The following is a 13,785-nucleotide window of genomic DNA, read 5'->3' on the forward strand; positions in this document are numbered from 1 at the left end:
GCTCGCTGCCATGCTGCATCCCATGCTGAAGTCCGTCTCGGCCGTGGCTGCCGACAGCCGCGTGCTGCTCTACGTCCGCCCCTACGAGCGGGTGACCCTCGCTGACCCCGACGGCAGCACCACCGCCCTGCTGTCCCTGCTCGCCGAAGGGAGCCGGACGCTCGACGAGCTGGCGACGGCCGTGCAGGAGCGGGGGTTCGCCGTCACTCGCGACGACGTCGCTGAGGGTGTGGCTGGACTGGCGGAGCTGGGCGTGCTGCAGGAGCCCACCGACTGGGCGTCGCTCCCGGTGGACGAGCAGCAGCGCCACGAGAGCAACCTGCGCTACTACGAGCTCTTCGCCACCCCGACCATGTCGGCGGTCGACGTGCACCGCCGCATCCGCGGGGCGCGCGTCCTGCTGCTCGGGGCGGGCGGCGCCGGGAGCGGGATCCTCCAGGCGCTGGTCGGGGCCGGGGTCGGCTTCGTGCGTCTGGTCGACGTCGACGTCGTGGAGACGAAGAACCTGGCGCGGCAGTTCTGCTACGGCTCCCGCGAGATCGGCCGGTCGAAGGTCGCCGCCGCAGCCGACTGGGTGGGCGGGTACTCCACCGGCACCCTGGTCGAGCCGCTGCACGAGCGCATCGAGGGCGCCGACCGGGTGGCCGAGCTCGCGGCCGACGTCGACGTCGTGGTCTGCGCCATCGACACCCCTTCTGACGTGCAGCTGACCGTCAACCAGGCGTGCATGCGCCTGCGGATCCCACTGGTCACTGGTGGTCTCCAGCAGTCGACCCTCTACTACTGGTCGGTGCAGCCCGGCGTCTCGCCGTGCCGGCAGTGCCTCGAGCTGCACCGCCGTGACGAGCTCGCCGGCTCCGAGGCGGTGCTCGCCCAGCCGCCGCTGCTGCTCGCCAGCACCGTCAACCGTGCGACCGGCGCGGTCGTGCAGCTGCTCGCCGGGCAGATGGCGCTGGAGGTGATGCGCTACCTCGGTCGGCACGACGAGCCGGTCGCAGCTGCGACCTACCAGTGGGTCGCGCTCGCCGACGGCATGAGCACCGGGCGTGACCCCTGGACCCGCCACGCCGAGTGCGGCCTGTGCGCGGCGGCCCTCGATGCCCGCGCCGGTCGCGAGCTCGTCGGAGCGGCGGGATGAGCACGGCCACCGTGCCCCCGGCCGAGGCGCTCGCCGCGCTGAGCATCGTGGCCGACGGTGACGCGTACGTCGTCGGGGACCCCCGCACCCGCACCTTCGTCGCCGTGCCGGCGGTCGGCGCCCACGTCCTCGAGTGGCTGCGGGCCGGCGACGACGTCGTGACCGCGGCCCGGCGGGCCGAGGAGCTGGTCGGCGAGCCCGTCGACGTGGCGGACTTCCTCGGCGTGCTGGTGGAGCAGGGCGTGCTCACCCACCAGGCGCCAGCGGCCCCGTCGGGCGTCAGCCCGCGCTGGCAACGGCTCGGCGCGGCGGTGTTCGGCCGCACCGGCTGGTCGGTGCAGCTCGCACTGACGGCGCTCGGCGTCGTCCTCGCGGTGCGGGACCCGTCGCTGCGTCCGCGCGGCTCCCACCTCGTGGTGGCCGGCTCGCCGCTCGCGTCCCTGCTCGTGGGCATGGCCGCCGCGGTGCTCTGCACCGTGCTGCACGAAGGCGGTCACGTGCTGGCGGCGGCTGCCCGCGGCGTACCCACCCGCCTGTCGGTCGGCCGCCGGCTGTGGTTCCTCACCGCCCAGGCCGATCTCACCGGGCTGTGGACGCTGCCGAGGCTGCAACGCCTCCCGCCGCTGCTCGCCGGGCTCAGCGTCGACGCGGCCGTGACCGGTGGACTCGTGGCAGTGGAGGCGAGCGGGGTCTGCGGCGGGACCGCGGCAGAGGTGCTGCGCGCGACCGTCGCCCTGCAGCTCGCTGCCATGGTGTTCCAGGGTGCGGTGTTCCTGCGCACCGACCTGTACGCGGTGCTCGCGACGCTGAGCGGCTGCCGCACGCTGTGGGCGCTGAAGTCGGCGCTGCTGCGCCAGGCGGTCGGCCGGGCCGGCGCTTCCGACCTCGAGGTCCTCGCTGCGGCGGGGCGGCGGGAGCGGGCCTGGGCGCGCGCGTACCTCCTGCTCTACGTGCCAGGCACGCTGGCGGCGACGTGGTACCTCGCGGCGGTGAGCCTGCCGGGGACCGCCCACGTCGTGCGGCTCACCGGCGACGGACTCGCCCCGCTCGACCTCGGCTCAGGGCGCACCTGGCAGAGCCTGGCGGTCGTCTCGCTCGTGGTGGTGCCGAACCTGCTGACCGTCGGCGCCGCGCTCGCCGCCCAGCTCCGCTCGGCTGGGCGGCTCCGGCGTGCGGACGAGGTCGACCCGGCGGCGGTGCAGGACTAGCCTGCCGGTCACCCACGAGAAGGAGCACCACCATGGCCGTCCGCCTCACGCCCTACATCAGCTTCGACGGCAACGCGCGCGAAGCGCTGGAGCGCTACCGCTCGGTGCTGGGCGGCACGCTCGGCATCACGACGTTCGCCGAGATGGGCGAGACGGGCGAGGCGCGCGACAAGGTCATGCACGGGATGCTCGAGACCGAGGCGGGGCTGACCCTCATGGGTGCCGACACCCCGCCCGGTGAGCGGTTCGACACCGGCTCGCGCATCAGCGTGACGCTCAGCGGCGACGACGGCGACGACCTGCGCCGGTGGTTCGACGCGCTGGCCGAGGGCGGCACTGTGGCGGTGCCCATGGGCATGCAGCCCTGGGGCGACGAGTTCGGGATGTGCACCGACCGCTTCGGCGTCGTCTGGATGGTCAACATCACCAAGGCCGGCTGAGCGGGCTCAGACGACGGCGCCGTCGTCCCAGTCGTCGGGGCCGTCGCCGAGCCGGCTGACCAGCACCAGGAACCCGCCGACGAAGGCCGAGACGCCGAAGAGCCCCAGCCAGCCGGTGACGTCGATGTGCAGCCACAGGGCCAGCAGGAACAGCGCCGGCATCAGCAGCACCGCGGCCCACGCGAGCGCGGTGACCACCGTGATGCGGGGGAGCGGCGGCGGCGGCTCCGGCTCGAAGTGGTCGTCGTGGTCGACGACCTCGAACTCGGCGACCCGCTCGTCGGGCTCGGGGCCGGTGCCCGGGCGCTCGAGCAGCGCACCGGCAACGGGCTCGGCGCCGGTGGGAGCGGCGGGCGGCGGGAGCACGCGACCGGACATGTCCGCCGACGGGGCGCGGAACGAGGCCACGATCCCCGCCCACACGTCGTCGTCGACGCCGACCGCGGGGAGCTCGGCACCCTCGCCAGCGGCACGCCTGGACGGCTCCGACTCGTCGCCGGCGGGGACGTCGTCGGCGGTCCCGGCCCCGGCGTCGGTCGTCGGGTCAGCACCCAGCTCGGCGGCCTGGTCGGCAGGCACGGTCGCGCCCTCGTCGTCACGCATGCGGGGCAGCCGCTCCTCGAGCAGCGCCCGGGCCGCAGCAGCGCTGCCGCTCTCGACGAAGAGCCGGTCGAGCGTCGTGGCGCCGTGCTCGGGGCCAGCGGTCTCGGCGTAGGCCGGGACGCCCGCGTCTCGGAGCAGCACCAGCACCGCGTCGACGAGGTCGGGGGCGAGCTCCGCGAGCGCGACGAAGCTCTCGCCGCGCAGGCCGTTGTCACGCACGCGCGGCCCCCGCCGGGTGGAGGACCATGCGGGCGTGAACGACGCGGGCGCGCGGGATAGTCCCGCGCGGCGCGAGGGGCCGCTTCGGCATGCGGCCATGGTCGCACGGACGGCTGACGGTGTCAGTCCCATCGGGCGGACGCCCGGTGCTCTAGCCTGACGCGGTGTTCTACTGGCTCATGAAGCGCGTGGTCATCGGCCCCGCGCTCTGGCTCCTGTTCCGGCCCCGCGTCGAGGGGGTCGAGAACGTGCCTGCCGAGGGCGCGGCGATCCTGGCCAGCAACCACCTCTCGTTCTCCGACTCGTTCTTCCTGCCGCTGGTGCTGCGCCGGCGCGCGACCTGGATGGCGAAGTCCGAGTACTTCGACACCCCCGGGCTGCGCGGCCGGCTGACCGCCTGGTTCTTCCGCAACGTCGGCGCGACGCCCGTCGACCGCTCCGGCGGTCGCGCGAGCGAGGCGGCACTGCGTACCGGTCTGCGGGTGCTCGGCACCGGCGAGCTGTTCGGCATCTACCCCGAGGGGACCCGCTCGCCGGACGGGCGGCTCTACCGCGGCCGCACCGGCGTGGCCCGCCTCGCGCTCGAGGCGCGGGTCCCGGTCGTGCCCGTCGCGATGATCGACACCGAGAAGGTCCAGCCGCCCGGCCAGGTCGTGCCGACCCCCGGCCGCATCGGCGTACGCATCGGACGCCCGCTCGACTTCTCCCGCTACTACGGCCTCGAGACCGACCGGTTCGTGCTGCGCGCGGTGACCGACGAGATCATGTACGAGCTGATGCGCCTGGGCGGCCAGGAGTACGTCGACGTCTACGCCACCACGGTCAAGGGCCGCAAGGGTGCGGCGCGCGAGGAGCAGGCCGCGGGCTGACCGGCGCGGGGTTCGCGGCGCGTACGCCGGGGGTAGGTCCGCGGCGTGGCCGAGGAGGAAGCGTCGACCCGCACGGTCGTGGTGGCGGCCTCGGCGAACCTGCTCGTCGCCCTCGCCAAGGGCGTCGCCGCGCTGCTCACCGGCTCTGCGGCCATGCTCGCCGAGACGCTGCACTCGGTGGCGGACACCGCGAACGAGCTCCTGCTCTTCGTCGGGCTGCGCCGCAGCACGCGTCCGGCCGACGAGGACCACCCGCTCGGCTGGGGCCAGGAGCGCTACTTCTGGTCGCTGCTCGCCGCGGTCGGCATCTTCGTCGTCGGCGGCCTGGCCTCGGTCTACGAGGGCTGGTCGGCGATCCGCCACCCCGAGCCGGTCGAGTCGGTGCCCGTCGGCGTCGGGGTGCTCGTCGTGTCGATGGGCCTCGAGGGCTGGTCGTGGCTGACCGCGCGCCGCCAGCTGGGCCAGGAGGCGGGACGGCGGCGGGTCTCACGCCGCACCTACCTGCGCCACTCGTCCGACCCCTCCGCCACGACGGTCTACCTCGAGGACAGCGCTGCGCTCATCGGTCTCTCGCTCGCGCTGGCCGCCCTGGTGCTGCACGCCGCCACCGGGCAGGCGGTCTGGGACGGGCTCGCCAGCATCGCGATCGGCGTCCTGCTGATCGCGGTCGCCGTGCTGCTCGTGCGCCGCAACCAGGAGCTGCTGGTCAACAGCTCGGTGCCCGACCCGGTCGTCGACCGGCTGCGTGCGGCGGTGCTGCAGGCCGACTGGGTCGACGAGGCCCCCGACGTGGCGGCGGTGTGGCTCGGCCCGTCGCAGCTGCTGCTCCTCGTCACCGTGCGGGTGCGCCCGGGCGGGACGGCTGCCGAGCTGGTCGACGACATCGCCGCGCTGCGCCAGGACCTCCGCGGCATGGGCATGGTCGCGCGGGTCGAGGTCACGCCCGTCGCCTGAGCGCCCGACGGGGAGCCTGCCCGACCTGGGGTCGGAGTCGTGGACAGCACCCGGCGCTTCCGCCGCCGGCCGCACCGGGGGACCGTCACAGCGTCGAGAACCCGGGAGCTCAGCCGGTCGGAGCAGGCGTGAGGACCTCGTAGACGACGTAGGTGAGGTCGCCGTAGGCCTGGCTGCTCACCAGCTTCAGCGAGGCGGTCTTCGCGCAGCCGTCGAGCAGGCGGTTGCCGGACCCGAGCACCACCGGCAGCACGAACAGCCGCAGCTCGTCGACGAGGTCGTGGTCGAGCAGGTGGCACGCGAGCTGGTAGCTCGCGTAGACGACGACGTCGCCGCGCGCCTGCGCCTTGAGCCGCCTCACCTGACCCAGGACGTCGCCGGTGATGATGCTGGCGTTGCTCCAGCTCGCGGGGGTCGCGGTGGAGGAGACGACGTACTTCGGCATGGTGTTCATGCGCTCGGCCCACTCGCCGGGACGCCCGAGCCAGCGGGCGGCGAACCAGGCGTCGGTGCGTCGTCCCAGAAGGAGCGCCTCGGAAGCCATGGCCTCCTCGGACTCGATCGCTGCCCAGTGCTCGATGTCGGACCCGGCTGCGGCGTTGAACCACGCGCCGAGCCCGGAGCCCTCCTTGCCGTCGGGGTCCTCGACGACCCCGTCGAGCGATGCGTTCGTGGCGATGACGAGCTTTCCCATGGTGTGCTCCTGCGTCTGCGACGGGCGTGTCAGCCAGGTAGACACCGCGGGTCGCGAAGAGTGGGCAGCGCCAGCGGGAGTCCGAACCACGAGAAGTCCACCGTCTCGAAGCGCGACATCGCGGAGATGCGGCCACCGGCGACGGTGACGACGAACAGCCCTGTCGCGCGGCGGACACCGTCGGCTGCGAGGACGTAGGCGCCGAAGGCCGGCGCCCCGTTGGCACGGGTCGCCACCAGGGTGTAGCAGCGGGACGACACCAGCAGCAGCTCGAAGAACCGCTCGACCAGCTCGCGCCCCTCGTACTCCAGATGCATCGGCGGCATGGACAGGAAGACGTCGTCGGTGAAGAGCTCGACGAGAGCCGGGACGTCGGCCGCCTCGTACGCAGCCACGAACCTCGCCACGATCGCCTCCTCGTCAGCCGTGCCGGCGACCGGCGACGTGCGGGCGCGCAGCTGGGCCTGGCGAGCGTCGAGGCCGGCCCGGGCCCGCTTGAGCGAGCTGCTGACCGACGACGCCGTCGTGTCGAGCATCTCCGCGACCTCGCTCGCGGGAAAGCCGAGGACGTCGCGCAGCACCAGCACGGCGAGCTGTCGCGGCGGCAGCACCTGCAGCGCGGCGACGAAGGCCAGCGATATCGACTCGGTCTGCTCGTAGAGCGCCTCCGGCCCGACCGGCAGGTCCGACGCCCCCTGCAGCAACGAGTCGGGAAAGGCGCCGAGCCACGGGACCTGCCCGAGCCGGCTCGGCTCCGGCGGCTCGACGCCGGGGATGTCCCACGCCTTGGCGGGGCGCCGCCGCGTCGTGCGCATCGCGTTCAGGCAGGTGTTGGTAGCGATCCGGTAGAGCCAGGTGCGGATCGAGGCCTGCCCGGCGAAGCGCGGCAGACCGCGCCACGCCGCGACGAGGGTGTCCTGCAGCGCATCCTCGGCGTCCTGCACCGAGCCGAGCATGCGGTAGCAGTGCACGTGCAGCTCGCGGCGGTGCGGTTCGGTCAGCGCCCGGAACGCGTCGCCGTCACCTGCCCGCGCCCGCGAGATCAGATCGGCGGTCACTCCAGCTATGACACCACGGTGCCCGCCAGGTGGGCGCCCGTCCACCAGCTGCCCCGGTGTCCGTGCCTGCGTCTCCGGTGCGCTGTTCGCCTTCACCTGCCTGGGGTCGCTGCTGAGGCAGGCTGTCCGGTCCCCGGGCACCGCCCCGGACCCACGGCTGCACCGGCCGGTCCGGCGAGCTCGACCGAACGGATCACGAGGGTCTCAACTCGCGCGCCCGTGGGAACGCTGCGGGCATGAGCGACTCCACGCCCCAGTCCGGTAGCCGGCCCAAGGTCGTCGTGGTCGGCGCCGGATTCGCCGGCATCAACGCGGTGCACCAGCTCGCCCGCCACGAGGTCGACGTCACGCTGGTCGACCGCAACAACTTCCACACCTTCCAGCCGCTGCTCTACCAGGTGGCGACGTCGTACCTCCCGCCCGAGCAGGTCGGCGCGACCATCCGCGCGGTGTTCCGCAAGCAGCGCAACGTGAAGGTACGCGTGGGCCGCGTGGACGACGTCGACTGGGACGAGCGCGCGGTCGTCCTCGAGGACGGCGACCGGCTGCCCTACGACTACCTGGTCGTGGCGGCCGGCGCGACCACCAACTTCTTCGGGATCTCCGGCATGGAGGACCACGCCTGGCCGCTCTACACGATGGGCGACGCGGTGCGGCTGCGGCTGCACCTGCTCGAGGAGCTCGAGCGGGCGGCAGCCGAGCCCAGCGCTGACCTCGCCCGCCAGACGGTGGTGGTCGTGGGCGGCGGGCCGACCGGCGTGGAGACCGCCGGCGCGCTGGCCGCGATGGGCAAGGAGCACGTCGGCGGCGACGTCGACATGCGCGTCGTGCTCGTCGAGGCGCTGCCCCGGCTGCTCAACACCTTCAGCGAGAAGTCGGGGCGCCAGGCCCTCGACGACCTGCGTCGGCGCGGCGTCGAGGTCCTGCTCGACACCGCCGTCGCCTCGGCCGACGACAAGGGCGTCACCTTCAAGTCCGGGGAGCGCATCGACACCCGCACGGTCGTCTGGGCCGCCGGCGTGCAGGCCAGCCCGCTCGGCCGCGCCGTGGGAGTCGAGCTCGGCAAGGGCGGCTCGATCGTGGTGGGGCCGGACCTGCAGGTGAAGGGGCACCCGGGCGTGTTCGCCGCGGGCGACATCGCCTCGATCTCGCCGCCCCCGCACGGCACGCCGCCGCCGCTGGTGGCGCCGAACGCGATCCAGCAGGGCAAGCACGTCGGGCGGCAGATCGCCCGGCTGGGGGCGGGGGAGCAGACCGAGCCGTTCAGCTACTTCGACAAGGGCTCGATGGCGGTGATCGCCCGCGGAGACGCCGTCACCGAGATCCCGGTGCCCGGGCTGCGGGGCCGCATCCTGCGCGTCGCGGGGCTGCCGGCGTGGCTGCTCTGGGCCGGCGTGCACGTCGTCTACCTCATCGGGTTCCGCAACCGGGTCAAGACCCTCACCGACTGGCTGTGGAGCTCGCTGACCTCGTCGGGCGGCGGGGCGATCCTGGTGCGCGCCACCCGCACGCCGAAGCCTGACGTCGGCTGAGCTCGGTCAGCCCGTGACCCGGTGGGCGCCGTAGCTCGCCCACAGCTCGGCGTAGGCGCCGCCCGCTCCCAGCAGCTCGTCGTGGGTGCCGTCCTCGACGACGCGGCCGCCGTCGAGGACGATCACGCGGCCGGCGCGCGCCGCGCTCTGCAGGCGGTGGGCGACGGTGAGAGTCGTACGCCTGTGGCGCAGCCGCGCCGTCGCCTCCCGCACCGCCGCCTCGGTCGCGAGGTCGAGCGCGGCGGTCGCCTCGTCGAGCAGGAGCACCGCAGGGTCGACCAGCTCGGCCCGGGCCAGCGAGAGCAGCTGGCGCTGGCCAGCTGACAGCCCGCGCCCGCGCTCGCCGACGGCGGCGTCGTAGCCGCCCGGCAGCCGGCGCACCATCTCGTCGGCGCCCACGGCCTCGGCGGCCCGGCGCACGTCGTCGTCGGTGGCGTCCGGACGGCCGTAGGCGATCGCGTCGCGCACCGTGCCCTCGAACAGGTAGGGCTCCTGCGGCACGTAGCCGAGCTGCTGGCGGTAGTCCTCGAGGTCGAGCCGGCGCAGGTCGACGCCGTCGACGCGGACCGCCCCCGAGGTCGGGTCGTAGAACCGGGCGACCAGCTTGAGCACCGTGGACTTGCCCGCTCCGGTCGCCCCGACCAGCGCGACGTCCTCGCCCGCGGCGATGCGCAGCGTGATGCCGGCGATCGCCTCGGGGCTGCCCTCGGCGTAGCGGAAGTGCACGTCGTCGAGCTCGAGCTCGCCGCGTACGCGTCCGACCGGCTCCGGGTCGGCGGTCCACGGCGTGGTCGTGGGCGTGCGGAGCAGCTCGCGCAGCCGGCGGAGGCCGACCGACGCCTGCTGGTAGCCGTCGAACACCTGCGAGACCTGCTGCACCGGGGCGAAGAACAGCTCGACGTAGAGCAGGAAGGCGATCAGCGCACCGGAGCTGAGCGAGCCCTCGCGCACGCGGGAGGCACCCACGAGCAGCACCAGTGCCGTGGCGACCTCGCTGAGCAGCTCGACGCCGGGGAAGTAGGCGGCGATGTAGCGCTGGGCGCGCAACCGGGAGTCGCGGTAGGACTTGCCGGCAGCCGCGAACGCCGCGGAGTCGCGCTGCTCGCGGCGCGCGAGCTGGGTGACGCGCAGGCCCGCGACGCCCTCCTGGAAGGCGGCGTTGACGGCGCTCACACGCTCGCGGCTCTCGGCGTAGACCGGCACGGACAGGCGCCTGAAGACGAAGGTCGCGACGGCGAGCACCGGCAGGGTGGCGACGAGCACGCCGGCGAGCGGCGCGTCGAGCACCAGCATGGCGACCAGCACGCCGAGCAGCGACAGCACGCTGATGACGGCACTGGTGAGCCCGGTCTGCAGGAACTGGCTCAGCGCGTCGACGTCCGTCGTCATCCGCGTCATGATCCGGCCGGCCAGCTCGCGCTCGTAGTAGTCGAGGCCGAGCCGCTGGAGGTGGGCGAAGGTCTTCACCCGCAGCACGAACAGCAGCCGCTCACCGGTGCGGCCGGTCACCCGCTGCTGCAGCAGGTTGACCCCCCAGTCGAGGCTGACCACGAGCGCCGCGGCGGCGGCCGCCCACAGCAGCACGGCCTCGCTGTGCTTGGTCACGCCCGAGTCGACGGCGGTGCGCACGATCGCGGGCACGGCGATCTGTGCCGCCGCGTCGAGGCCGACGAGCACGAGCCCGAGCAGCAGCGGCAGCGCGAACGGTCGGAGCAGCCTCGACAGCGAGAACTCGAGGTCGCTGGCCTCGGCGGCGGCGAGGTCGACAGCCGGCTCGTCGGTCGCGGGCGGGAGGGCGTCGAGCAGGGTGCGCAGCGAGTCGGTCACGGGCACGGCCGCCAGGCCGGCCATCATGCCGCCGGGCCCGCCCGGCGCGGCGACCGCGCCGGTCGAGAGGGAGCGCGCCGCGGTCGGGCGCAGCGGCTTGGCAGCGGCGGGCGCGACCTCCGCCGCGCCGTCGTCGTGGTCCCCGGGATCGTCCGGCGTCAGCTCGCCGCTCAGCAGCCTGCGGAAGACCGGTGAGCGGGCGTCGAGCTCGTCGACGGTGCCGACGTCGACGACCCGGCCGCCCTCGAGCACCGCGACGCGGTCGGCCAGCGCGAGCGTCGAGCGCCGGTGGGCCACCACGAGCGTGGCCCGCCCGGCCAGCAGCGGGCGCAGCGCCTCGTGGATGCGGCCCTCCGTCGTCGGGTCGATGGCCGAGGTCGCGTCGTCGAGCACGAGCACCCGCGGGTCGGCCAGCAGCGTGCGCGCCAGCGCCACGCGCTGTCGCTGGCCGCCGCTGAGCGTCAGGCCCTGCTCGCCGACGCGGGTGTCGTAGCCGTCGGGCAGGGCGCGGACGAAGCCGTCGGCCTGGGCGACGAGCGCGGCGGCGGTGACCTCCTCGTCGCTCGCCTCCGGCCGGGCGTAGGCGAGGTTGGCGCGCACGGTGTCGGAGAACAGGAACGCCTCCTCGGGCACGACGCCGAGAGCACCGCGCAGGGACGCGAGCGTCAGGTCGCGCACGTCGACCCCGCCGACGCGTACGGCGCCCGACTGCACGTCGTAGAGCCGCGACACCAGCTCGGTGACCGTCGACTTGCCCGAGCCGGACGCGCCCACCAGCGCAACCGCCTCGCCCGGGCGCACGCGCAGCGAGAAGCCGCGCAGGACCGGGCGGTCGGGGTCGTAGCCGAAGGTGACGTCGTCGAGCTCGACGCCCAGCGGGGCGTCGGCCGGCAGCGTGCGCGCGTGCGGGCTCTCCTGCACCGAGGGCTGCAGGTCGAGAATCTCGAGGACCCGCTCGACGCCGGCCCGCGCCTGCTGGCCCATGACCAGCAGGGCGCCCAGCTGCCGCACGGGTGCGACGAGCGAGCCGATGTAGGCCGAGAACGCGAGGAACGTGCCGAGGCTGATCGAGCCGCGCAGGGCCAGCCAGCCGCCGAAGGCGAGGATGCCGACCTGGCCCAGCGAGGGCACGGCCTGGAGCAGGGGGTTCCAGACGCTGGAGATGCGCACCACCCGCAGGCGCGAGGCGAACAGCGAGCGGGAGAGCCGCTCGAGCCGGGCGAGCTCGCGCCGCTCCTGCCCGAAGCCCTTGACCACCCGCACGCCGGTGACCGCGGCCTCGACCGCACCGGCGATCTCGGCGGCCTGCTGCTGGGCGTGCCAGTTGGCGGGGAACAGCTGCCGGCGGCTGCGGGTGGCGACCAGCCACAGCCCGGGCGCGACGGCGAGCGCGACGAGGGTCAGCAGCGGTGAGAGCACCAGCATGATGCCGAGGCTCACGAAGAACAGCAGCACGTTGCCGGTCAGGTTGGGCACGAAGAAGAGCAGTCCCTGCACCAGCTGCAGGTCGCTGATCGAGCGGCTGACCAGCTGGCCCGTGGCGACGGCGTCCTGGCGGGCGCCGTCGAGGCGCTGCACGGCGGCCAGCAGGTCGTTGCGCAGGTCGAGCTGCACGTCGAGCCCGAGCCGGCCCGCGCGGTAGCGGCGCAGCGCGCCCGCCGCGAAGCGCAGCACGCCGGCTGCGACGAGCAGCAGCGCCCACGGCGTCACCGACGCCCTGCTGCCCGCGGCGACGGTGTCGACGACGTGGCGGGCGACCAGCGGGGTCAGCGCCGCGAGCGACGAGCTGACCAGCGCGCCCCCGAAGGCGAGGACGGCGTCGGAGCGGCGGCGCAGGCAGTAGCCGACCAGCCGGCGCAGCCAGCCCGCGGGCTCGGGGGAGGGCGGCAGCTCGGGGAGCCGGGACCCGGCGGCGGGCGTGAGGGTGTCGACCATGTCGTTCCTCAGGCTAACCATCGGGACCGACAGCCACCCCTTCAGCCGAGGGGGTGCACGAACAGCCCGCTGCCGAGCTTGGGGTCGAACCACGTCGACTTCGGCGGCATGTCGACGCCCGCATCGGCACACGCGACGAGCTCCGCGACCGAGGTCGGGTGCAGGGCGAAGGCCACGGAGCCTGCCACGGCGTCAGCGCGCCCGGCCAGCGCGTCGGTGCCGACCTCGCCGCCCACGAACGCGAGCCGAGGCTCGGTGCGGGGGTCGCGGATGCCGAGCAGCGGCTCGAGCACCCGGTCCTGGAGCAGCGCGACGTCCAGCGAGGCCACCGGGTCGCGCTCGTTGACCGAGCCCGGCGCAGTCGTCGCGGTCCACCAGCGGTGCCCGACGCGTACGCCGAAGCAGTGCCGCTGCTGCGGCCGCCCCCCGCCCGGCCCGTCGTCGGTCTCGGCGACCGTGAACCCGGCCGCTCGCAGGGCGGCCGGCAGCTCCTCGGCGGGCAGGCCGCCGGTGTCGAGCACGAGGCGGTCGTAGGCGAGCACGCGCACGTCGTCGGCCGGGACGAGCACGGCGAGGAAGGCGTCGGCGCCCGGCGAGAGCTGCCCCCGCTCGCGGCGCAGCCGGCGCACGCGGGCCGCGGCGGCGCTGCGGTGGTGGCCGTCGGCGACGTAGGCGCGGGGGAGCGCGGCGAGCGCGGCGCGTACGTCCTCGACCGCTGCGGCGGAGGTGACCGGCCAGACCTGGTGGCGCACCCCGTCGTGCGCGACGGCGTCGGTCTCCGGGTCGCCCGCCGTGGCGGTGGCGATCACCTCGCGGAGCACCGCAGTCGGGGGCGCGATGAGGAACACCGGCTCGTCGTGCGCGTCCACGGCGTCGACGTGGCGCACGCGGTCGAGCTCCTTGTCGGGGCGCGTCGACTCGTGGGTGGCGATGACGCCGGACTCGTAGTCGTCGACCGACGCGCAGCCCACCAGGCCGGTCTGCGAGCCGTGCGCGTCGCTCCTGCGGTAGGCGAAGTACGCGGGCGCGGGGTCGCGCCGCAGCACCTCGCGCGCGACCAGCCGCTCGAGCGCAGCGCCCGCCGCCGCGTAGACCTGCTGGTCGGCCGGGTCGACCGCGTCGGGCAGGTCGATCTCCGGGCGCGACACGTGCAGGAAGCTGTCGGGGTCGCCCGCCAGCGCGCGGGCCGAGGCCACGTCGACGACGTCGTAGGGCGGCGCCAGGACCCGGGCGGCGGCCGCGGGCACGGGCCGCAGCGCCCGCATCGGGGCGAGGTCGACCATCGCAGTCCTCCCAGGCGTCGGCGGC

Annotated in this window: 11 protein-coding genes; 6 read left to right on the forward strand and 5 right to left on the reverse strand. The window is 74.6% G+C overall.

Going from position 1 to position 13,785, the window contains the following annotated elements; all coding sequences use genetic code 11:
• The first annotated feature begins 22 nt into the window (after positions 1–22).
• The 3 genes from CLV35_RS12675 to CLV35_RS12685 are packed head-to-tail and all read left to right on the forward strand — an operon-like array spanning position 23 to position 2,786.
• Positions 23–1,138 carry a HesA/MoeB/ThiF family protein gene (locus CLV35_RS12675; RefSeq protein ID WP_183061954.1) on the forward strand — a complete coding sequence of 372 codons (1,116 nt, stop codon included), beginning with the start codon at positions 23–25 and terminating at the stop codon, positions 1,136–1,138.
• Positions 1,135–2,346 carry a hypothetical protein gene (locus tag CLV35_RS12680; RefSeq protein WP_121193832.1) on the forward strand — a complete coding sequence of 404 codons (1,212 nt, stop codon included), beginning with the start codon at positions 1,135–1,137 and terminating at the stop codon, positions 2,344–2,346. Before CLV35_RS12675 ends, CLV35_RS12680 begins: the two co-directional genes overlap by 4 nt.
• A gap of 32 nt (positions 2,347–2,378) precedes the next feature.
• Entirely contained in the window at positions 2,379–2,786 is a 408-nt protein-coding gene (locus CLV35_RS12685; protein ID WP_121193833.1) for a VOC family protein, read from the forward strand.
• Between the two features lie 6 nt (positions 2,787–2,792).
• Here the strand turns inward: CLV35_RS12685 and CLV35_RS12690 are convergent, their stop codons facing one another.
• Complete coding sequence (locus tag CLV35_RS12690; RefSeq protein ID WP_121193834.1) at positions 2,793–3,608, reverse strand: hypothetical protein; 816 nt, start codon at positions 3,606–3,608, stop codon at positions 2,793–2,795.
• Between the two features lie 164 nt (positions 3,609–3,772).
• Here CLV35_RS12690 and CLV35_RS12695 point away from each other — a divergent pair, with 164 nt between their 5' ends.
• On the forward strand, positions 3,773–4,477 hold the full coding sequence (locus tag CLV35_RS12695; RefSeq protein ID WP_121193835.1) for a lysophospholipid acyltransferase family protein: 705 nt from the start codon (positions 3,773–3,775) through the stop codon (positions 4,475–4,477).
• Positions 4,478–4,522: 45 nt separating this feature from the next.
• Positions 4,523–5,431 carry a cation diffusion facilitator family transporter gene (locus CLV35_RS12700; protein ID WP_121193836.1) on the forward strand — a complete coding sequence of 303 codons (909 nt, stop codon included), beginning with the start codon at positions 4,523–4,525 and terminating at the stop codon, positions 5,429–5,431.
• Positions 5,432–5,540: 109 nt separating this feature from the next.
• Here CLV35_RS12700 and CLV35_RS12705 read toward each other — a convergent pair whose 3' ends face one another.
• Positions 5,541–6,125, reverse strand: coding sequence for a dihydrofolate reductase family protein (locus tag CLV35_RS12705; RefSeq protein ID WP_121193837.1), 585 nt, complete (start codon positions 6,123–6,125; stop codon positions 5,541–5,543).
• 29 nt (positions 6,126–6,154) lie between these two features.
• Positions 6,155–7,183 carry a sigma-70 family RNA polymerase sigma factor gene (locus CLV35_RS12710; protein WP_121193838.1) on the reverse strand — a complete coding sequence of 343 codons (1,029 nt, stop codon included), beginning with the start codon at positions 7,181–7,183 and terminating at the stop codon, positions 6,155–6,157.
• Positions 7,184–7,419: 236 nt separating this feature from the next.
• Between CLV35_RS12710 and CLV35_RS12715 the strand changes: the two genes are divergently transcribed.
• A complete protein-coding gene (locus CLV35_RS12715; RefSeq protein WP_121193839.1) occupies positions 7,420–8,715 on the forward strand; it encodes an NAD(P)/FAD-dependent oxidoreductase in 1,296 nt (431 codons plus the stop codon).
• A 6-nt stretch (positions 8,716–8,721) separates the two neighbouring features.
• Here CLV35_RS12715 and CLV35_RS12720 read toward each other — a convergent pair whose 3' ends face one another.
• Together CLV35_RS12720 and CLV35_RS12725 are read right to left on the reverse strand one after the other, a co-directional pair.
• Positions 8,722–12,477, reverse strand: coding sequence for an ABC transporter ATP-binding protein (locus CLV35_RS12720; protein WP_121193840.1), 3,756 nt, complete (start codon positions 12,475–12,477; stop codon positions 8,722–8,724).
• Positions 12,478–12,518: 41 nt separating this feature from the next.
• On the reverse strand, positions 12,519–13,760 hold the full coding sequence (locus CLV35_RS12725) for a DUF1015 domain-containing protein (protein ID WP_121193841.1): 1,242 nt from the start codon (positions 13,758–13,760) through the stop codon (positions 12,519–12,521).
• Positions 13,761–13,785: the final 25 nt, after the last annotated feature.

Source organism: Motilibacter peucedani (assembly GCF_003634695.1).
Lineage (GTDB): Bacteria > Actinomycetota > Actinomycetes > Motilibacterales > Motilibacteraceae > Motilibacter > Motilibacter peucedani.

Excerpts from the sequence above, each read along its gene's own strand:
- CLV35_RS12675 (WP_183061954.1), top strand. The coding sequence starts at position 23 with ATGCTGAAGTCCGTCTCGGCCGTGGCTGCCGACAGCCGCGTGCTGCTC.
- CLV35_RS12680 (WP_121193832.1), top strand. The coding sequence starts at position 1,135 with ATGAGCACGGCCACCGTGCCCCCGGCCGAGGCGCTCGCCGCGCTGAGC.
- CLV35_RS12685 (WP_121193833.1), top strand. The coding sequence starts at position 2,379 with ATGGCCGTCCGCCTCACGCCCTACATCAGCTTCGACGGCAACGCGCGC.
- CLV35_RS12705 (WP_121193837.1), bottom strand. The coding sequence starts at position 6,125 with ATGGGAAAGCTCGTCATCGCCACGAACGCATCGCTCGACGGGGTCGTC.
- CLV35_RS12715 (WP_121193839.1), top strand. The coding sequence starts at position 7,420 with ATGAGCGACTCCACGCCCCAGTCCGGTAGCCGGCCCAAGGTCGTCGTG.
- CLV35_RS12720 (WP_121193840.1), bottom strand. The coding sequence starts at position 12,477 with ATGGTCGACACCCTCACGCCCGCCGCCGGGTCCCGGCTCCCCGAGCTG.
- CLV35_RS12725 (WP_121193841.1), bottom strand. The coding sequence starts at position 13,760 with ATGGTCGACCTCGCCCCGATGCGGGCGCTGCGGCCCGTGCCCGCGGCC.